We start from the raw sequence: 19,494 nt of genomic DNA, 5'->3' as shown, positions 1-19,494 counted from the left end.
CGGCTACCGGCCGCAGGCGCTGACTTCCCGACCCCGGCGGGGGTTGGCTCACCGAGCCCGCCAGAGCAGGATGAGCCCTGCCAGCGGCAACGACGCCGACGAGGAGGAGGCCCGCCATGACCGCCGGAACCACCGGGACCACCGGGTACGCACTGTCCGACCTGCACTCCCAGATCGAAACTCGCATCAATGCCAAGGACCTCGACGGCATCTTGGCGATGTTCTCCGCCGAGGCCAGCATGATCGATCAGGACCGCGCCGTCTGGACCGGCAAGGACGCCATCCGTCAGCAGATCGCCGGCACCTTGGCCAGTGCCGGGAAGATGACCATCCGCACCCGCTACGCCGTGGCCTGCGGTGATCTGGCCCTGCTCAGCAACGACTGGACGCTGCAGGTCGGCGACGGACAGGCCAGCGGAACCACCTGCCAAGTCGCCCGACGTCAACCCGACGGCTCCTGGCTGTTCCTCATCGACTACCCCTTCGCCGCCGACGGTCCTGAGACGCCCGAGAGCAGCTGAGGACCTCAGCGCGCAGCGGACCCACCCCGCCGGTGCGCGCACCCGCAGGCCACGAGTTCCTCACTTCGTCCGTCCTCTGCTGCCTCTCCTGGTTCGTCCCGGCGAGCAGCGCTCCACCCCGGCGGAGCCCACCGCGGGGGATGACCGCGCTTTCGCGCCAGGTAAGTGCGGCAACGAGTTCGCCACCTCGGCCTCGACCGGGCACGACTGTGCCCCTCATGCCGCAGCACCGCCGCCGGCGCGGACGCTGAAGCGCCCCCGACCACCACCACGTCCGAAAGCCCTCTCAAGGACCGCGGTGGGTGAGCCGGGAACTTCACCCACCTGGGCCGGGAATGAGCTTTGGGCGGTACCGGCGGGTGCCCATGAGTGCAGAGGGGCGTCGACCAGTGCGGGCCGACGCAACTGGGGACGGTGTGACGTCATCTGGACCTCAGCGCCCACCGTTCCCACCGCGCGAGCCCGTGACGTCGCGCACAGCGGGCACCAAGACCGTCAGCCCGGGAACCTTTCAGCGCGGTCCTGTCTTTCATCCCGTACCATTTGGTGACGGTGGGTCACAATGGATGGCCGATGCATGAGGGGCGGCAGGTGCACGACATCATCAGAGGCCGGCTCCATCCGAGCGAGCTTCTCGTGCTCGGGGAGGCACCTGAACCCGCAGACGCCCAGGGGGACCGGGCGTGGTGACCCCCACCCCGGCAGGAGTACCTGGAGATCCTCAGCAGCTGACTCCGGCCTACCCGGTGGCCGACCTGACCACCTGCGAGAGCGAACCCATCCACGTGCCCGGGGCGATCCAGCCGCACGGTGTCCTGCTGGCTGTGGACCGTTCGACACGTCGAGTGGTTGTCGCTTCCCGCAATGCGATCGAGCTCTTCGGTGATCGTCTGGGACGTGTCCCGAGGGCCACCCTGACGGAGCTGATGGGCCCTGAACTGGCCGGCCGGATCAGCGAGGCGGAGTCGCTGGACAACCTCGAGGAGCCACTGCACGCCGAACTCGAGGTCGGCGGGCAGGCGGTCGCAGTCGACGTGGTCCTGCACGCGTCCGGCGACCGGTTGGTCGTGGAGGTGGAACCCACCCCTGCCCCCGACGGTGGTGTGGGTGTGTCCTACCGCGCGACGCGGGCCGCGGTGGGGCGGCTGGCGGGAAGTGCGGACGTCACCGTGCTGTGTGACCGCCTGGCCCGGGAGATCCGCATCCTGACCGGATTCGACCGTGTGATGGTCTACCGGTTCGATGCCCAGTGGAACGGTGAGGTCGTGGCCGAGGACCGCCGCGCGGATCTCAACGCCTTCCACGGGTTGCGCTACCCGGCCTCGGACATCCCGGCTCAGGCGCGCCGGCTGTACACCGAGAACTGGACCCGGCTGATCGCCGATGTCGGTTACGTTCCCTCGCAGCTGCAGCCCCTGCTGGATCCGGGGACCGGGGCGCCGCTGGACCTGTCGCACTCGGTGCTGCGCAGCGTCTCACCCATCCACATCGAGTACCTGAAGAACATGGGTGTGGACGCGTCCATGTCGGTTTCCCTCATCGTGGAGGGGCGTTTGTGGGGTTTGGTGGCCTGCCACCACTACCGCGGTCCGCACCGGCCGTCCTACGACGCACGTTCGGCGGCTGAATTCCTGGGGCAGACCGCCTCGCAGTTGATCGCCGAGCGGGTCCGCTCCCGAGAGCGCGACCAGGCGCTGGCGGCTCAGGAGCTGATGTCGGAGGTCCTGGCGTCGGTCTCGGCCAGCGGCCGGGAACCGTTGGCCACGCTGATCGAGGATCAGCGGTTGTTGCAGCTGCTGGACGCCGGTGGGGCGGCGGCGTGGGACGGGCATCAGCTGCGCACCTGCGGGCAGGTCCCGCCGTACGCCACGCTGCGGCGCATCGCGCGGGTGCTGAGCCGTCAGGACGGTGCGGCCACGTTCACCGATCACCTGTCGTTGCTGGATCCCGGTCTGGCCGATGTGGCGGATCTCGCCGCAGGGGCGTTGCGCGTGGGGATCGACGGTGACGGATGGCTGTTGTGGGTGCGTCCCGAGCAGCCCCAGGTCGTGGACTGGGGCGGAGATCCGCACAACGCCGAGATCGCCCGCCAAGAGGGCTCGCAGGTTCGGATCAGCCCGCGGTTGAGTTTCGAGAAGTGGCGCGAAGTCGTCCTGGGTCGCAGCACCCCCTGGCGGCCCTGGCACGGCGCGACCGCGGAGCGGCTGCGCAGCCAGGTCACCGGGATCATGCTGGGGCGCTCGCGGGACCAGATCACCATCGCCGAAACCCTGCAGCGCGCCATCGTGCTGGACGAGGCGCCGATGGTGCCCGGTGTGGCCGTGCACAGCCGGTACCGACCGGCCGCCGGTGGCCAGCTCGGCGGTGACTGGTGGGACGTCCTGCCGCTGGACGAGCACCGAATCGCCTTGGTCGTCGGTGACGTCGCCGGGCACGGGGTGGCGGCCGCGGCGGCGATGGCGCAGTTGCGGACCGCCCTGCGTGCTTACCTGCTCGAAGGCCACTCGCCGGCTTCGGCGTTGGACCGGCTGGACGCGCTGGTCGCCACCCTGCCCGGCGGGCACACCGCCACCGCTGTCGTGGCCGTCCTGGACCACGCAGCCACCGGCGAGACAGCGGGCCGTGCAGTGGCCCACGAGGGCCGCGGCCGCCCAGCGGTGGTGGAATTGGCCAGCGCCGGGCATCCCGCACCGTTGCTGATCAGCGCTGGAGCCGGGCACGTCCTGGACCTTCCCTCCCGGCCGATGCTGGGGTTGGGTTTCGGGGTGACCAGTGGAGCGGCGGAGGAGGTGGTCCGTCTGCCGTGGCCGGAGGATGCGTTGCTGTTGCTGTACAGCGACGGCCTCGTCGAGCGCCGCGACGCCGGCTTGGAGCAGACCCTCGCCCTGCTTGCTGAGGCGGCCGGCCGATCGGCCGCCGATCTGAGGGGTGCAGACGATGCAGTCAGCGCCGACGACGAGCCGTTCGTGCTCGACGGTGTCGATCGGCAGATGCACGCTCTGGCTGATCGGTTGCTGACCGCGGTGCCTGGCGGTGCTGATGATGACACCACTCTGGTGCTGGCCCGACCGCGCACGACGTCTCAGGTGCGCGCTGGCCGCCGGGACTGATGTGAACCCGAGGTCGGCCGCACGAGGAACTCCACACGGTCGCGACGGTACGGCCCTTCCGCATGTCCGTGACGTCCGTGACCGTGCGGTCGGGGCGGCGCGGGTGAGCCGCTGACGGCTCCGGCGGTGCTGCTCGCCCTGGCCGTGCCCGCCCGCCGGCCGCGCACTCATCCCGGGCGCGGAGCCTGCCGCACAGGTGAGGTCCGCGCGCTCCGCGGTGACCGGCGAACTGCACCAGGGCAGCGCCGCGCGGCCGGGAGGTGTCACCACCACGACGGCTGGAAGCTTCACCGATGTCCTGCCTCACGACACGGGGACCCGTCACGGCGGTCTACTCTCGAACGTGTGTTCGAGATGAGCAGGCGGCACGGACCACCGGGGTGGCCGCAGGAGGTCCCGCCCCCGGACGTGGAGGACTGGCAGGTCCCGGCCGCGGCGTGGCTGCTGGACCAGGCGCCGCCCGAGTACCGCACCTACCCCGCCGTCCGCAACCACCCCCTGCTGCTGGTCTGGCTGGTCGGCCACCACGTCGCCGCGCAGCAGGACGCCGTCACCCGGGCCCGCAGCACCGCCCGCCACGACCTGGCCCGGCACCTGCCGCCGGAGGCCGCACCGCAGGTCTTCGACGTCCTGGACCGCGAGGAACTGCGGCTGCGGCGGGTCGCTCGTGCCGTCGACCTGCTGCACCAGGCCGTGCAGGGCAAGAGGTTCGTGCCCCGACTGTGAGCCGCTGGTGAACGCTTGAGCCGCCCGGGCGGGTTCGGGACGCTGCCGTTCGCCGGGGCTCCTACACTCGCCCGAGTCCGTCCGCTCCACCGCCGCGACACAGGAGGCCACCCCGCATGGGGCTGCTCGAGAAGATCCAGGGGCCGCAGGACCTCAAAGCCCTCGCCCCGGAGGAGCTGCCCACGCTGGCCGGCGAGGTGCGCGACTTCCTCGTCGCCGCCGTCAGCCGCACCGGCGGGCACCTCGGTCCCAACCTCGGCGTCGTGGAACTGACCATCGGCCTGCACCGCGTCTTCGACTCCCCGCACGACCGGCTCGTCTTCGACACCGGCCACCAGAGCTACGTCCACAAGCTGCTCACCGGCCGGCAGGACTTCAGCCGGCTGCGCGAGGCCGGTGGCCTCGCCGGCTACCCCAGCCGCGCCGAGAGCGAGCACGACGTCGTCGAGAACTCCCACGCCTCCACGTCCCTGTCCTGGGCCGACGGGCTGGCCAAGGCCTTCGAGCTGCGCGGCGAGAACGACCGGCGCGTCGTCGCGGTCATCGGCGACGGCGCCCTGACCGGCGGGATGGCCTGGGAGGCGCTGAACAACATCGCCGCCGCCGACCGCCCCGTCATCATCGTCGTCAACGACAACGAACGTTCCTACGCCCCCACCATCGGCGGCATGGCCTCGCACCTGGCCACCCTGCGCACCACCCGGGAGTACGAGAAGCTGCTGGACTGGGGCAAGCAGTCGCTCCGCCGCGGCGGCGCCCCCGGCCGGCTCGCCTACGAGACGTTGCACGGCATGAAGAAGGGCCTGAAGGACATCGTCGCCCCGCAGGGGCTGTTCGAGGACCTGGGCCTGAAGTACGTCGGCCCCGTCGACGGCCACGACACCGAAGCCGTCGAGCACGCCCTGCGCCGCGCCCGTTCCTTCGGCGGACCCGTCATCGTGCACGTCATCACCCAGAAGGGCCGCGGCTACCAGCCGGCCCTGGCCGACGACGCCGACCACTTCCACGCCGTCGGCGTCATCGACCCCGAGACCGGGGAGGCGCAGGCCAGCTCCGGCCGGTCGTGGACCAGCGTGTTCTCCGACGAGATCGTCGAGGTGGCCGCCACCCGGCGCGACGTGGTGGGCATCACCGCCGCCATGCGCATCCCCGTGGGCCTGGAGGAGTTCGCCCGGGCCCATCCCGAACGCGTCTTCGACGTCGGCATCGCCGAACAGCACGCCGTGACCTCGGCGGCCGGGATGGCCGCCGGGGGACTGCACCCGGTCGTGGCCGTGTACGCCACGTTCCTCAACCGCGCCTTCGACCAGCTGCTGCTGGACGTCGCCCTGCACCGCGCCGGGGTGACCTTCGTGCTCGACCGCGCCGGGGTCACCGGCCCCGACGGCCCCAGCCACCACGGCATGTGGGACCTGGCCATGTGCCGGCTGGTGCCGGGACTGCGGCTGGCCGCCCCCCGCGACGCCGTCACCCTGCGCGAGGAACTGCGTGAGGCGCTCGCGGTCCAGGACGCTCCCACGGTCGTGCGGTTCGGCAAGGGCAAGGTTCCCGCGCAGATCCCCGCGATCGCGCGGGCCGGGCAGGCCGACGTCCTGGAGGGCCTGGACTGGGCCGCCGGCGACGACGTCCTGCTCCTGGCGGTGGGCGCCCTGGTGCCCCGGGCGCTGGACGTGGCGCAGCGCCTGCGCGCGCACGGCGTCGGCGTGACCGTCGTCGACCCCCGCTGGGTCGTCCCGGTCGACGAGGCGCTCGTGGACCTGGCCGCCCGGCACCGGCACGTCGCCGTGCTCGAGGACGGCTGCGAGGTCGGCGGTTTCGGCTGGGCGCTCGCGGCCCTGCTGCGGGAACGGCGCCTCACCACCCCGGTGCACGTCTTCGCCCTGCCGCAGCGGTTCCTGGACGTCGGCACCCGCGACGACATCCTCGACGAGGTGGGTCTGGCGCCGCAGGACGTCGCCCGCGCCCTGGTCGAGGCCGTCGCCCAGGGCCTGCCCGGGGTGCGGGCCGAGGCCACTCAGCAGGTGCGCCCGGTCGAGGAGGCGGTGAGCACGCCCTCGTCGCCGACGACGATCGTCCCGCGCAGGTAGGTGTTCGCGCTCAGGTAGGCACCGGTGCTCGCGGGCGTGCAGGTTCCCGGGACCAGCAGCAGCGGTGCGGAGTTGACGGCCGCTGCGGGTACGGCGGCCAGGGCGTCGGGGAAGTTCTGGCCGGTGGCGAACACCGCCACCTCCGCCTCCGGGTGACCGCTGCGGGCGACGGCCGCGGAGGTCTCGTACCGGTCGCCGCCGGCCAGCCGCTGCACCGCGTCGACCGCGGACAGGAACAGGTCCACCTCGCGGACCACCTCCTGCGGGACCGAGCTCGTGCCGCCGACGACGGTGACCCGCCCGGCGTCCACGTCGCTGAGCCAGGAGGCGAGCACGTCGGGCACGTCGGTGGGTGCGGTCAGCAGCAGGGGCTCGGCACGCCCGCCGGCCAGGGCCGCACCGGAGACGGCGTCGGCGAAGGCGTTCCCCTGGGCCAGCACGAAGGAGTCCTGCTGCCCGGGGAAGAACGTGCGGGCCACCGCGACCGCCGTGGCGTACCGGTCCCCGCCGGCGGTGCGGTCCACGCTCGCCCCCGGCAGCACGGCGCGGACGGCGGCCAGCACCTCTTCCCCGACCCGGCCGACGCCGCCGATGACGTGCACCCGCTCCGGTCGCAGCCGGGTGAGTTCGGCGCGGGTGGCCTCGGGCAGCGTGCGGGCGGCGGTCAGCAGCAGGGGCGCGTCCTCCACCGCGGCGGCCGGTCCGGCGGCCAGGGCGTCGGCGAAGTCCTCGCCGCTGGTGAGGAACACCGACGAGCCGGGCGAGGGGGCGAAGGAACCGCGCGAGAGGGCGGCGGCCGTGGCGTACCGGTCGCCGCCGGCGGCGCGCACCGTGCCCTCGTAGGCGAAGGGGGTGCTCACCGCCTGTGCCGGCTGCGCCCCGAGCAGGAGGGCGCAGAGCACACCTCCGGCAACCGCCATATGACTCTTGGTACGCATGTGGTGACCCTACGCGGTCACTCCCGGAGGTCCACGAGCCCGTCGGGCACGGAAACTCCGCCACCACCCGCACCTGCACCCCGCCGGAACTACTGGCGCGAGCCCACCGCGAGAACTCCTCCGGCGGCCGCGAGCAGACCGTCGCGCAACCCGGTCAGGTGCTCGGCGGTGCTCGCCCGGTTCAGCAGGCGCGAGATCCTCACCAGCCGCGCGGTCGGACGGCGCCGTGCGCGGTCGTAGGCGCGCAGTGCGGTGGCCACGTCGGGGGCGCAGTTCAAGCGGTCGGCCAGGACGACCGCGTCGACGAGGGACTCGCAGGCGCCGCGGCCCAGGTTGGGTGCCATGGCGTGGGCGGCGTCGCCGACCAGGACGGCGTTCCCGCGGGTCGTGCGGGGCAGCGGACGCAGGTCCTGCAGGGCTCGCACGTCGAGCGAAGCCGGGTCCAGGGTCTCGATCGCCGCCCGCACCGCCTCGTGCCAGCCGGCGAACACCCGCCGCAGCAGCGCGACCGGATCGGCGGCCTCGGCCGGTGCGGCCAGCGTGCCGCGGAAGCAGGCGTACACGTTGGTGCGCCCGTCGACCCGGGCGGTCAGGCCGAACATCCGTCCCTCGCCCCAGGTCTCGCTCAGGTCCGGGCGCGGCAGGTTCGCGGTGCCGCGCACCGCGACGGTGCCCAGCCCGCGCGGCGCCGTCGCGGGCCCGAACACCTCGCGGCGCACGACGCTGCCGATCCCGTCGGCGGCCACGAGCACGTCGGCGGCCGGTAGTCCGGCGACCGAGGACGTCCGCACACCCCACCGGACGACCCCGTCCGGCAGGCTGTCGGCCAGCGCGGACAGCAGGTCGGGGCGCCCGACCAGGCGCATCGCCCCCGGCGGCTCGACGCGGGCCAGGCGCCGGCCGTCGGGCCGCAACAACTCACCCGAGGCCGCGACCACCGTTCCGTGCCGGACGAGTTCGCCCAGCCCCAGCCGTTCCAGCGCGGTGACCGCGTGCGGCCACATGCCCAGCGAGGCTCCCGTGCCCGGCGGTGCGCCGGCACGTTCACGCACCTGCACGTCCCAGCCACCCGCGACCAGCCCCCGGGCGACGGCCAGGCCGGCGATGCCTGCGCCGACGACCACCGCACGTCCTCGCACACGGCGAGGGTACTCAGCCCGCGGGTGGCCGGTACCGCAGCGGCGTCGAGGCCGCGTACCCGACGAACACCACCAGCCAGACGACGAAGGCGACCAGGGCCCACCCCGGCAACCGGTCGGTTCCCGAACGCGCGGCGTCGACCACTGCGGACGTCACGGCGATCTCGAACAGCGACATCGCCGAACCCGTCCACAGCACGTCCGTGCGCAGCCGGCGCCGGACCTCGTCCTGCAGACCGAGTTCGGCCCACCGCTGCTTGGCCGGCAGGTTGACCCACTCCCAGCCCACGCGCGGCATCCACCACGCCAGGCCCGCGAACAACGCCGTCATCCCCGCCGTCAGGAGGCTCAGGAAGGTGAGCGCCCCCGCACGGCTGCTCCAGTCGTCGGCCGCGCCGCTGCCGCCGAAGTGCGTCGGCACGCGGTCGGGCAACAGGAACGCGGCCAGCACCACGGCCGCGAACGCCAGCACGGTCGTGCCGACGAAGACCGGCAGCGCAGGGTTTCGGCGGGGCCTCGGCACCTGCTCCACGGTAGCCACCGCGCCCGCGGTGGCGGTGCCCCGGGGCGGGGCGGGTCAGGCGCCGGGTCCGCTCTCGTCGACCACGGCACCGCGCAGTCGATCGAGCGCCCGCGCCGGACGCCGTGACCCCGCCCTGCCCCCCGCTGCAGCAGATCCCGGCGGCGTCGTCGCAGGCGTCGAGGAAACTCCGAGCGACCCGGCCCCGGGAGGTGAGCCGCTGCCCGGCGCTGGTTCCCGCCTGCGTCACGCGCCGGTGGCATCCTGGGCGCGTGGACGCCCCTGTGCGCTGGGCCCTGTCGGTCCTGGGTGGGCCGGCGGGCCCGTCCGCCGAGGTCGAACTGGTCAAGGACCGCCCGTGGTCGAGGGTGTGGCGGATCGCGACGGCCTCGGGCCCGGTGTGGTTGAAGGCCTGCCCACCGCTGACCCGGCACGAGGTGCTGCTGCTCGACGCGCTGGCGGGCTGGGAGGTTCCGCACGCGCTCGTCCCACTGGCCGTGGAACCCGACGAGGGCTGGATCCTGCTGCCCGACGGCGGGCCGACGGTCCGGGAGGTTCCCCTGCCACCCGCCGCCGCCGCCCGCCGGTGGGCCGAGGTGCTGGTCGGGTACGCCCGGACCCAGCGGGCCACCGAGGCGCACGCCGACGACCTCGTGGCCCTGGGGGTGCCGGACCTGCGACCGGCCACGCTGCCCGCGGTGTTCGCCGGGCTCGCCGACCGGTGGGCTCCGGAGGCCCTCGCGGTGCTGTCCCGGGTGAGCGAGGAGGCGGCCGAACTCACCGAGCTGGGCCCCTCGCCGACGCTGCAGCACGACGACCTGCACGACGGCAACGTCTTCCAGCGCGGCGGACGGCCCTTCGACTGGGGCGACGCGTGCGTCGGGCACCCCTTCGCCAGCCTGCTGGTGGCCCTCGACGTGCCGGAGCTGCGCGAGGGCCGTGCAGCGGCCCGCGAGGCCTACCTGTCCGCCTGGCCGGAACTGGCCGACGCCGACGCGGCCCGGGCGGTCGAACTGGGGGTGCGGCTGGGCCGGGTGACCCGCGCCCACAGCTGGGAACGTGCGCTGGAGGCCTGGCCCGATCCTCCCGAGGACTACCGCGGAGCGCCCGGCTGGTGGTTGCGGACGTTGCTGGACTGACGGGTGGGCGAGAACCCCGCGCGCCCTAGTGCCCGCGCCCCTCGGAGAACTGGGACGGCCGCAGCGGCCGGGCCTGCGGCAGTTTCGTCCCGATCACCTGGTCGATGACGTCGCGCGCGATGGCCTGGGCGGTCAGCCCGGCGTCGGCGAGGATCTGCCCGCGCGAGGCGTGCTCGAGGAACTCGTCGGGCAACCCGAGTTCGGTCACCGGGGTGTCGACGTCGGCGGCGCGCAGGTCCTGCCGCAACCGGGTGCCGATGCCACCGACCCGCACCCCGTCCTCGATGGTCACCACCAGACGGTGCTCGCGCGAGAGCTCGACGAGCGAGGTGGCGATGGGCACCACCCAGCGCGGGTCGACCACGGTCGCGCCGATGCCCTGCGCCTGCAGCAGGGCCGCCGCCTCCAGCGCGGTCGTGGCCATCGCCCCGACGGCGACCAGCAGCACGTCGCGGGCGCCGTCGGCGGCCTCGGACAGCACGTCGACCCCGTCGGGCAACCGCGAGGACCGCGGAACGTCCGGTCCCGCCGCGCCGCGCGGGAAGCGCAGCACCGTGGGGGCGTCCTCGACGGCGACGGCCTCGGCGAGTTCCTCGCGCAGCGTGGCGGCATCACGCGGCGCGGCGATGCGGATGCCGGGAACGACCTGCAGCAGGGCCAGGTCCCACATGCCGTGGTGGCTGGGGCCGTCCGGTCCGGTGACGCCGGCGCGGTCCAGGACGAAGGTGACACCGGCCCGGTGCAGGGCGACGTCCATGAGCACCTGGTCGAACGCGCGGTTGACGAACGTGGCGTACAGCGCCACGACCGGGTGCAGACCCCCGTAGGCCAGGCCGGCGGCGGTCGTCACCGCGTGCTGCTCGGCGATGCCCACGTCGAACACCCGGTCGGGGTGGCGTTCGGCGAAGCGGTGCAACCCGGTGGGACGCAACATGGCCGCGGTGATCGCGACGACCTCGGGGTGCCGGTCGCCGACGTCGGCGAGTTCGTCGGCGAACACCGACGTCCAGGACCGGCCCGAGGAGGCCTCGAGGGGTTCTCCGGTCGTGGGGTCGATGCGCCCCACGGCGTGGAACTGGTCGGCCGCGTCGCGCAGGGCCGGCTCGAAGCCGTGGCCCTTCTCGGTGATGGCGTGCACGATCACCGGGGTCCCGTAGTCGCGGGCCTGTTCCAGGGCCTGCTCCACCGCCTGCTGGTCGTGCCCGTCGACGGGCCCGATGTACTTGACGTCGAGGTTGGAGTACAGCGCCTCGTTGCCGGTGAACCGCGCCAGGAAACCGTGCGTGCCGCCGCGCAGACCGCGGTAGACGGCCCGGGCGCCGGCGCCGAACCGGTTGGCCGCGGCCTGGCTCTTCTCGTGCAGGGTGCGGTACTCGCGGCGGGTGCGCACCGAGTTCAGGTACCGGGCCATCCCGCCGATCGTCGGGGCGTACGAGCGGCCGTTGTCGTTGACGATGATGACCAGCCGGCGGTCGTTGTCGTGGGAGATGTTGTTCAGCGCCTCCCACGTCATGCCCCCGGTCAGGGCGCCGTCGCCCACCACGGCCACCACCGTCCGGTCGGTCTGGCCGCGCAGCTGGAAGGCGCGGGAGATGCCGTCGGCCCACGACAGCGACGAGGAGGCGTGCGAGGACTCGACGATGTCGTGCTCGGACTCGCTGCGCTGCGGGTAGCCGGCGATGCCGCCCCGTTCGCGCAGCCGGGAGAAGTCCTGACGGCCGGTGACGAGCTTGTGCACGTACGACTGGTGACCGGTGTCGAAGACGAACGGGTCCTTGGGCGAGTCGAACACCCGGTGCATCGCCAGCGTCAGTTCCACCACACCCAGGTTCGGGCCCAGGTGCCCGCCGGTCTTGGCGACCTCGGCGACGAGGAACCGGCGGATCTCGGCGGCCAGCTCGAGCACCTGGGGGTGCGAGAGGCGTTTGAGGTCGCTGGGGGACTGGATCGACTCGAGCAGGCTCACGAGTGCTCCTCTCGGCTTGCGGGCACCACGACTTGCGGGCACAGCCAGGTCAGTCTGCCAGCACGTTCTCCACCAGGCGCGGGCTCGTCGGGGCCAGCGCCACCTCCGAGCGGGTCACGAACACCGCGCGCCGGAACCCGCGCGAGGCGGGGTCGGTGGCCGTCCACGCCGCACCGACGTAGGCCGGATCGATGCGGGCCAGGTCGAACCAGCCGCGGGTGCGGTCGGGGACCGCCACGGCGCGGAACACCGACCCCTCCGTCTCGGCGACCAGGTGCTCACGCAGGGTCGCCGCGGTCAGCAGGGTCGGCACGTCACAGCCACCCACCGGACGCAGGACGCCGTTCCCGCGGCCGCAGGCGTCGCGGCGCAGCCGCTGCACGACGAGGTCGCCGAGTTCCTCCAGCCGCGCCAGGTCCTGCGCGCCGGGCTGGGCGGGACGCCCGGTCGCCCGGGCCGAGACCACCGGCAGCGGCAGAGCCCGTTCGGAGCGCCCCCGCACCACGACGACGCCGAGCCCGAGGTGCACGGCGCCGCCGAGGAACTCCCGGTGCGACCAGCCGAACCGCGGGTGCCGGTCGGCGCCGACCGGAACGGCCAGCGGGACGACGCGCGCGCGGGACCGGTGCAGTTCGAGGTGGGCGTGCAGCAGGTCGGCCACCCGCAGCCGGACGGCCTCCTGCGGCGAGTCCTCGCCGGCGGCCCGCGCCAGGTCCGCCCACTGCAGCGGGGCGCAGCCCGGCATCCGCACGCCGTCGTCGTCCAGGTCGACGTCGAGGTCGTCCAGGACGCTGGCGGCGAGCACGCTGCGTCGCAGGACGGCCCGGACGGGGCGCGGCTGATCGGTGCTCACCTCACCGACGGTAGGCGAGCGCGGGGCCGCCTCCCCCTCGGCTTCCCCCGGACGGGCCAGTCGGCCACCTCCGGTGAGCACCCCTCAGGTGGCGGCGAGGTGGAACCACACGGTCTTGCCCGAGGACCCCTCGTCGCGCGGCCGGGGCCAGCCGCCGTCGTCGTCGGCCGGGGAGTCCTCGCTGCTGTAGACGCCCCAGGTGGTGGCCAGCGCGTCCACGAGGGCGATGCCGCGGCCCTCGGTGGCCTGGGGGGTCTGGTCGCGCAGCCGGGGGGTTCCGTCGTCGCTGTCGGTGATGCCGACGAGGATCCCCTCCTCGTCGTGGGTCAGCGACAGCACCACCGGACCCCGTCCGTGCTGCACGGCGTTGCGGACCAGTTCGCTGGTGAGCAGTTCGGCGATCCAGCGACGGGCGGCCGGGAGGTGCTCGTCGGGGCAGTGCTCGCACACCCAGTGCCGGGCCATCGCGGCCGCCGACAACTGCTCGTCCAGGGTGAGACGCTCCACGTCCACCTCCGTCGCCTTCGACACCTGACGTCACCACTTCGTGACGTGGTTCCGACCTTGACGCACGCGGGCCCGTCCGGCAATTCGAGACGTGTGCGGAGGTGCCAGGACGCTCAGCCGGTGGGGGAGTCGGCGCTCTCCTCGGGGCGCGCCGCGAGCACCGCCTCGGCGACCGGGCCGCTGACCAGGTCCAGCTGCCAGGGCCGCGCTCCGCGGGCGGCCAGTGCGGCGCGCACCCCGGCGGCGTCCAGCGGCTCCGGCGGCGTCCACACCACCCGGCGCAGCGCGTCCGGCTGCAGCAGGTTCTCCACCGGCAGGCCGTGCTGCTCGGCGATGGAGGTCACCGCGGCGCGGGCGGCGCTCAGCCGGGCCGCGGCCAGCGGGTCCTTGGCCGCCCACACCCGCGGCGGCGGCGGGCCGTCGCTGCGGGGGGACTGGGCCGGCAGGTCGGCCTCGGGCGTGGCCAGGCCGCGGGCGACGGCCTCGGCCCACGTGGTCAGCTTCGTCCGCGAGGCGCGACCGGTGAAACCCGGGGTGCCGGCCAGCGTCTGCGGGGTGCGGGGCAGGGCCCGGGCCGCGGCGACGATGGCCGAGTCCGGCAGCAGCCGCCCCGGGGAGGTGTCCTTGCGTCGCGCCTCGGCGTCGCGGGCCAGCCACAGCTCACGCACGACGGCCAGTTGCCGCCGCGACCGGACCGCGTGCAGGCCCGAGACCCGGCGCCACGGTTCGGCGAGCGGGACCGGCGGGGGAGTGGCCGCGACGTGGGCGAACTCCTGCAGCGCCCAGTCGAGCTTGCCCTGCGCGGCGAGGCGTTCGGCGAGGGCGTCGCGCAACTGCACGAGGACCTCGACGTCGAGGGCGGCGTAGTTCAGCCAGGGTTCGGGCAACGGCCGGGTCGACCAGTCGACCGCCGAGTGCTCCTTGGCCAGCCGCAGGCCCAGCAGTTCCTCCAGGACGGCGCTCAGGCCCACCCGCGGCAGCCCGGCGATGCGGGAACCGAGCTCGGTGTCGAACAACCTGCTGGGGCGCATGCCCAGTTCGGCCAGGCACGGCAGGTCCTGGTTCGCCGCGTGCAGCACCCACTCCACGTCGGCCAGGACCTCGCCGAGGGCGGACAGGTCCGGCAGCGCCGCCGGGTCGATCAACGCCGTCCCCGCACCCTCGCGGCGCAGCTGCACCAGGAAGGCGCGCTGGCCGTAGCGGTAGCCCGAGGCCCGTTCGGCGTCGACCGCGACCGGCCCGGTGCCGGCCGCGAACGCAGCGACGACCTGCGCCAGCGCGGCCTCGTCGGCCACGACGGGCGGCAGGCCGTCGGCGGGGGCCGACAGGAGCGGGAGCTCAGGTTCCTGCACCTGGTCCGGCTCCGTCGGGGTGGATGTCACCGCACCACCGTACGTGACGGGTGGTGCGTGCGAGTCACGGCATCGTCACCGGAACGTCACCGCATCACTGGATGACGCCGGCGCGCAGGGTGATGGCGACCATCTCGGCGCGGTCGCCCGTGCCGAGCTTGCGGGCGATGCGGGCCAGGTGGCTCTTGACCGTCAGCGCGGACAGCCCCAGCAGCGCGCCGGTGTCCTTGTTGGACCGGCCGTCGGCGACGTGCTGGAGCACCTCGATCTCGCGCTCGGACAGCGAGTCCACACCGGACTCCCCGCCGCGGCCCTCGAACCCGACGCCCTCGGGGCGGGTCGTCACCAGGTAGCAGCGCACGCCGGCCGCGACCGCGCCGCGCACGGCGAACGGGTCGGCGTTGGAGGACAGCACGACGCAGCGGTTCCAGCCCGCCGCGCGCAGCTCCGAGACCAGCTGGGCACCGGAACCGTCCGGCAGGCCGGCGTCGGCGATGAACAGGGCCCGCGGGCCCGTGCGGGCCATGGCGCGGGCCTGGGCCACGCTGGTGGCGTGCTCGACGTTCACGGCGCCGAGCATGCGCAGCGTGCGCGTCACGGATTCGCGGACCGCGGGGTCCGCGACAGCGACCAGGGCCGCGAAGCGGCCGAGACGGGAAGGAACAGCCATCCCGGGGCGTTCGACGAGCGCAGTCACCGTCGTCCTCCTGCAGCGATCGGCGAGCGCCGTGTGCGGCCCGCCTCTGAAGTGCTGAGGAGGTGATCGGCCTTCGGAGGATGCGCCTTGAACGATTCGTGATCGCCCGCACGGCTCGTCAGCCGGACGGCCCAACGGCCCGGCTCAGCGGGTGCGGCGGCCGAGGGACACCACGCCCTCGGGCAGCGGGGGCAGGCCCGCCACCGTGCACACCAGGACGCCCCAGGCCTGCAGGTGCGCGCTCAGCTGCGCCGGATCGCCCGGCGTCCACGACGCCCGCAGTTCCACGTCCACCGACGGCGGCCGCCCGGCCAGCGCGCCGTAGCCCTCCGACAGCACCCGCGTCACGGTGCCACCCACCCCGCTGGCCGAGGCGCCGGCCGCGGCCAGCCCCTCCTCCAGCCAGGACCACCCGACCTGCCCCAGCAGCGGGTCACCGCCCAGCTCGGCCTCCAGGTCGGCGCGCACGTACGTCACGACCCGGAAGTCCCCGCCCCACTCCTGCGGGCTCGAGGGATCGTGCAGCAGGATGAACCGGCCGGTCGCCAGCTCCTCGTCCTCGACCACGACGTCCCCGGCCACCGCCCACGCGTACGGCGCGATCCGCGCCGGCGCGGGCACCTCGGTGAGCGAGACCTCCGAGCGCAGGCGGACGTCGCGCACCTCGGCCACCGCCGCCTCGAAGGCGGGCGGGACACCAGGCGCACCCGGTGTTCGGTGCACGGTCACGGCGGCGAGCCTAGGCACCCACGCCCCCCGGAGGGGTGCAGCCACGCCGTGGGACGATCGGCCCGTGCCGCTCGCCAGCTCCCCCTACCTGCACGCCGCCCGCGGGGGCACCGACCCCGCACGCACCCCCGTCTGGTTCATGCGCCAGGCCGGCCGCTCGCTGCCGGAGTACCGCAAGGTGCGCGCCGGCACGACGATGCTGGAGTCCTGCCGGCGTCCCGAACTGGTCGCCGAGATCACCCTGCAGCCCGTCCGGCGCTACGACGTGGACGCCGCGGTGTTCTACTCCGACATCGTCGTGCCGCTGGAGGCCGCCGGGGTCGGCGTCGAGATCGTGCCGGGCACCGGCCCCGTCATCGCCGAGCCGGTCCGCACCCGCGCCGACCTGGACCGGATCCCGGAACTGTCCCCCGACGCCCTGACCCACATCACCGACGCCGTGCGGCTGACGACCGAACAGCTCGCCGGCATCGGCGACGGGGTGCCGCTCATCGGTTTCGCCGGCGCCCCGTTCACCCTCGCCAGCTACCTCGTCGAGGGTGGACCCTCGCGGGACCTGCTGCGCACCAAGGCGATGATGCACGCCGATCCCGAACTCTGGCACGACCTGGCCGCTCGCCTGGCCCAGATCACCGGAACGTTCCTGCGGGCCCAGGTGCAGGCCGGCGCCTCGGCCGTGCAGCTGTTCGACTCCTGGGTCGGGTCGCTGTCGCTGGCCGACTACGAACGCCACGTCGCCCCCCACTCGGCCGCCGCGCTCGCCGCCGTGAAGGACCTGGGGGTCCCCCGGACCCACTTCGGCACCGGCACCGGGGAACTGCTCGGCGCCATGGCCGCCGTCGACGGTGGCGTCGACGTCCTGGGCATCGACTTCCGGGTACCGCTGGACGTCGGCGCCGCCCGCGGCCGCGCCGGGACCGGCCGGCCCCTGGCCGTCCAGGGCAACCTCGACCCCGCGCTGCTGTTCGCCCCCTGGGAGGTGCTGCGCGCCGACCTGCACCGCATCCTGGCCGAGGGCGAACGCGCCGGCGGCGGGCACATCGTCAACCTCGGGCACGGCGTCCCGCCCAGCGCCGACCCCGACGTGCTCAAGCGGGTCGTCGACGAGGTCCACGCGTGGCGCGGGTAGTGGTGGTCGGCGGCGGGATCTCCGGTCTCACGGCCGCCTGGGAACTCGCCGCCGACTCCTCCGCCGACCACGACGTGGAGGTGCTGGAGGCCGCGCCCGTCGTCGGGGGAGTGCTGCAGCGCACGGAGGTCGGCGGCCTCCTCGTCGACCTCGGCGCCGAGTCCATGCTCGCCCGCCGCCCCGAGGGTGTCGCCCTGGCCCGCGAACTCGGGCTGCCGCTGGAACACCCCGCCACCACCCGCGCCGCCGTCCGCTCGCCCGGCCGGCTCGACCCGCTGCCGGCCGGCACCGTCATGGGCGTCCCCCGCTCGGCGGACGGCCTGGAAGGCTTCCTGCAGGCCGCCGACCTCGAGCGCGTCCGCACCGAACCCGACCGCCCGGCCGCACCGCTGACCCACGACGTGCCCGTCGCCGACTACGTCGCCGAGCGCGTCGGTCAGGCCGTCGTCGACCGCCTCGTCGAACCGCTCCTGGGTGGCGTCTACGCCGGCCACGCGGCCCGGCTGTCCCTGCAGGCCACCGTGCCCGCCCTGTGGGCCCACGCCCGCGCCGGCGGCTCCCTGCTGCAGGCGCTGGGCCCGGCTCCCGAACCCGGCGCGCACCCCGTCTTCGCCGGTCTCGACGGCGGCCTGGCCCGCCTGCCGCAGGTCCTGGCCGCCCGGCTGGCCGCCCGGGGCGTCACGGTCCGCACCAGCACGCCCGTGACCCGCCTGGAACGCACCCCGCACGGTTGGCTGGTGGACGACCAGCCCGCCGACGCCGTCGTCCTGGCCGTCCCCGCACCCGCCGCCGCCCGCCTGCTCGCCCACGCCGCGCCGGCCGCCGCGGCCGAGCTGTCCGACGTCGAGACCGCGAGCATGGTCATCACGGCGCTGGCGGTCCCGGCCGCCGAACTGGCCGGCCTGGGCGGTTCGGGAGTTCTCGTCCCGCCTGTCGTCGCCGCCGCCGAAGGCCTGCGCGCCAAGGCGTTGACGCTGTCGGGGAACAAGTGGGACTGGGTGCGGGAGCAGTCCGCCGACCTCGCCGTGCTGCGCGTGTCGCTCGGGCGCGCGGGGGAGACCGAGGCGCTGGAGGCCGACGACGCCGACGTCCTGGGCTGGGCCACCGCCGACGCGTCCCGGCTGCTGGGCCGGGAACTGCACCCGGTGGACACCGCGGTCGTGCGCTGGTTCGACGGTCTGCCGCAGTACGCCGTCGGGCACGTCGACCGGGTCGCGCGGGTGCGAGCGGCCGTCGCGGCGGCCGGGCGGCTGGCGATCTGCGGGTCCGTGCTCGACGGGGTGGGGGTGCCGGCGTGCATCGGCGCGGCCCGCCGGGCCGGTGCCGAGGTCCGCGCCGCCCTGTCGAACGGCTGAGGGATGATTGGGGGCATGTCCGACCAGCGAAGCCCAGCCCCCACCGCCGACGAGATCAACCAGACCATCGCGTACACGATGTGGTCGGTGTTCGCCGTCGAGACGCCCCTCGGTGACGCCGACCGCGCCGAGGTGGCGCAGGAGGTCAGCGACCTCCTCGACGAACTCACCGGCAAGGGCCTGACGGTGCGCGGGTCGTACGACGTCGCCGGTCTGCGCGCCGACGCCGACCTGATGTTCTGGTGGTACGGGCCGACGATCGAGATCGTCCAGGAGGCCTACCGCCGGTTCCGCACCACGCGCCTGGGCAAGCACGTGACGCCCGTCTGGTCCGTCGTCGGCCTGCACCGGCCGGCGGAGTTCAACCGCGGCCACGTCCCGGCGTTCATGTCCGGGGAGCGGGCCCGCGACTACATGACCGTGTACCCGTTCGTGCGGTCCTACGACTGGTACCTGCTGCCCGACGACGAACGCCGGAAGATGTTGCGGGACCACGGGCTGGCGGCCCGTCCCTACGAGGACGTGCGCGCCAACACCGTGTCCGCCTTCGCGCTGGGCGACTACGAGTGGATCCTGGCCTTCGAGGCCGACGAGCTGCACCGCATCGTCGACCTCATGCGCGACCTGCGCGCCACCGAGGCCCGCCGGCACGTCCGCGAGGAGGTGCCGTTCTTCACCGGGCCCCGGGTCGCGCTGGCCGACCTCGTGGCCGCCCTGCCCTGAGGT

17 protein-coding genes are annotated in these 19,494 nt (G+C 74.2%); 8 read left to right on the top strand and 9 right to left on the bottom strand.

The features are described 5' to 3' along the window. Positions 1-116 precede the first annotated feature (116 nt). The 4 genes from ACRYR2_RS06785 to dxs (ACRYR2_RS06770) all read left to right on the top strand — a co-directional run bounded on the left by ACRYR2_RS06785 (position 117) and on the right by dxs (ACRYR2_RS06770) (position 6,444). Positions 117-521, top strand: a complete 405-nt coding sequence (locus ACRYR2_RS06785; protein WP_432562077.1) for a YybH family protein — start codon at positions 117-119, stop codon at positions 519-521. Positions 522-1,204: 683 nt separating this feature from the next. Further along, on the top strand, positions 1,205-3,631 hold the full coding sequence (locus ACRYR2_RS06780) for a SpoIIE family protein phosphatase (RefSeq protein ID WP_432562076.1): 2,427 nt from the start codon (positions 1,205-1,207) through the stop codon (positions 3,629-3,631). Between the two features lie 354 nt (positions 3,632-3,985). Next, positions 3,986-4,357 carry a hypothetical protein gene (locus ACRYR2_RS06775; protein ID WP_432562204.1) on the top strand — a complete coding sequence of 124 codons (372 nt, stop codon included), beginning with the start codon at positions 3,986-3,988 and terminating at the stop codon, positions 4,355-4,357. A 116-nt stretch (positions 4,358-4,473) separates the two neighbouring features. Then, a complete protein-coding gene (gene dxs, locus ACRYR2_RS06770; RefSeq protein ID WP_432562075.1) occupies positions 4,474-6,444 on the top strand; it encodes a 1-deoxy-D-xylulose-5-phosphate synthase in 1,971 nt (656 codons plus the stop codon). On the opposite strand, the gene ACRYR2_RS06765 is transcribed toward dxs (ACRYR2_RS06770), so the two are convergent. The 3 genes from ACRYR2_RS06765 to ACRYR2_RS06755 all read right to left on the bottom strand — a co-directional run bounded on the left by ACRYR2_RS06765 (position 6,372) and on the right by ACRYR2_RS06755 (position 9,044). Next, positions 6,372-7,304: a cell wall-binding repeat-containing protein gene (locus ACRYR2_RS06765; protein WP_432562074.1), complete on the bottom strand. Its 933-nt coding sequence runs from the start codon at positions 7,302-7,304 to the stop codon at positions 6,372-6,374. The genes dxs (ACRYR2_RS06770) and ACRYR2_RS06765 overlap by 73 nt on opposite strands. A gap of 167 nt (positions 7,305-7,471) precedes the next feature. Then, positions 7,472-8,521 (bottom strand): FAD-dependent monooxygenase, encoded by a 1,050-nt coding sequence (locus ACRYR2_RS06760; RefSeq protein ID WP_432562073.1) that lies wholly within the window; start codon positions 8,519-8,521, stop codon positions 7,472-7,474. Between the two features lie 13 nt (positions 8,522-8,534). After that, the gene (locus ACRYR2_RS06755; RefSeq protein ID WP_432562072.1) at positions 8,535-9,044 is read right to left on the bottom strand and encodes a DUF1648 domain-containing protein; all 510 of its coding nucleotides are present in this window, start codon (positions 9,042-9,044) and stop codon (positions 8,535-8,537) included. Between the two features lie 269 nt (positions 9,045-9,313). Between ACRYR2_RS06755 and ACRYR2_RS06750 the strand changes: the two genes are divergently transcribed. Continuing rightward, on the top strand, positions 9,314-10,180 hold the full coding sequence (locus ACRYR2_RS06750; protein ID WP_432562071.1) for a phosphotransferase: 867 nt from the start codon (positions 9,314-9,316) through the stop codon (positions 10,178-10,180). A gap of 25 nt (positions 10,181-10,205) precedes the next feature. Here the strand turns inward: ACRYR2_RS06750 and dxs (ACRYR2_RS06745) are convergent, their stop codons facing one another. The 6 genes from dxs (ACRYR2_RS06745) to ACRYR2_RS06720 form a co-directional block, all read right to left on the bottom strand. Continuing rightward, complete coding sequence (gene dxs / locus ACRYR2_RS06745) at positions 10,206-12,146, bottom strand: 1-deoxy-D-xylulose-5-phosphate synthase (protein ID WP_432562070.1); 1,941 nt, start codon at positions 12,144-12,146, stop codon at positions 10,206-10,208. Positions 12,147-12,195: 49 nt separating this feature from the next. Next, positions 12,196-12,999: a hypothetical protein gene (locus tag ACRYR2_RS06740; protein ID WP_432562069.1), complete on the bottom strand. Its 804-nt coding sequence runs from the start codon at positions 12,997-12,999 to the stop codon at positions 12,196-12,198. A gap of 84 nt (positions 13,000-13,083) precedes the next feature. Next, positions 13,084-13,506 (bottom strand): ATP-binding protein, encoded by a 423-nt coding sequence (locus ACRYR2_RS06735; protein ID WP_432562068.1) that lies wholly within the window; start codon positions 13,504-13,506, stop codon positions 13,084-13,086. A gap of 113 nt (positions 13,507-13,619) precedes the next feature. After that, entirely contained in the window at positions 13,620-14,888 is a 1,269-nt protein-coding gene (locus tag ACRYR2_RS06730) for a ribonuclease D (protein WP_432562067.1), read from the bottom strand. A gap of 64 nt (positions 14,889-14,952) precedes the next feature. After that, positions 14,953-15,555 (bottom strand): response regulator transcription factor, encoded by a 603-nt coding sequence (locus ACRYR2_RS06725; protein ID WP_432562066.1) that lies wholly within the window; start codon positions 15,553-15,555, stop codon positions 14,953-14,955. Between the two features lie 144 nt (positions 15,556-15,699). After that, on the bottom strand, positions 15,700-16,284 hold the full coding sequence (locus ACRYR2_RS06720; protein ID WP_432562065.1) for a DUF3000 domain-containing protein: 585 nt from the start codon (positions 16,282-16,284) through the stop codon (positions 15,700-15,702). 64 nt (positions 16,285-16,348) lie between these two features. Between ACRYR2_RS06720 and hemE the strand changes: the two genes are divergently transcribed. Genes hemE through hemQ form a run of 3 tightly spaced genes read left to right on the top strand, consistent with a single transcriptional unit; the run spans position 16,349 to position 19,491 of the window. Then, positions 16,349-17,413, top strand: a complete 1,065-nt coding sequence (hemE, locus tag ACRYR2_RS06715) for a uroporphyrinogen decarboxylase (RefSeq protein ID WP_432562064.1) — start codon at positions 16,349-16,351, stop codon at positions 17,411-17,413. After that, positions 17,401-18,768, top strand: a complete 1,368-nt coding sequence (hemG, locus tag ACRYR2_RS06710) for a protoporphyrinogen oxidase (protein ID WP_432562063.1) — start codon at positions 17,401-17,403, stop codon at positions 18,766-18,768. The genes hemE and hemG overlap by 13 nt, the downstream gene beginning before the upstream one ends. Before the next feature lie 15 nt (positions 18,769-18,783). Beyond that, positions 18,784-19,491: a hydrogen peroxide-dependent heme synthase gene (gene hemQ / locus ACRYR2_RS06705; RefSeq protein WP_432562062.1), complete on the top strand. Its 708-nt coding sequence runs from the start codon at positions 18,784-18,786 to the stop codon at positions 19,489-19,491. Positions 19,492-19,494: the final 3 nt, after the last annotated feature.

The sequence above is a fragment of the Kineococcus deserti genome (genome assembly GCF_050871945.1).
In the GTDB taxonomy this organism is placed as follows: Bacteria; Actinomycetota; Actinomycetes; order Actinomycetales; family Kineococcaceae; genus Kineococcus.
Note: the sequence above shows the minus strand (reverse complement) of the source record. Positions and strands in the feature narration are given on the sequence as shown.

What these genes read in the sequence shown, in the direction of transcription:
- ACRYR2_RS06785 (WP_432562077.1), top strand. Translation starts at nt 117, where the DNA reads ATGACCGCCGGAACCACCGGGACCACCGGGTACGCACTGTCCGACCTG.
- ACRYR2_RS06775 (WP_432562204.1), top strand. Translation starts at nt 3,986, where the DNA reads ATGAGCAGGCGGCACGGACCACCGGGGTGGCCGCAGGAGGTCCCGCCC.
- dxs (WP_432562075.1), top strand. Translation starts at nt 4,474, where the DNA reads ATGGGGCTGCTCGAGAAGATCCAGGGGCCGCAGGACCTCAAAGCCCTC.
- hemQ (WP_432562062.1), top strand. Translation starts at nt 18,784, where the DNA reads ATGTCCGACCAGCGAAGCCCAGCCCCCACCGCCGACGAGATCAACCAG.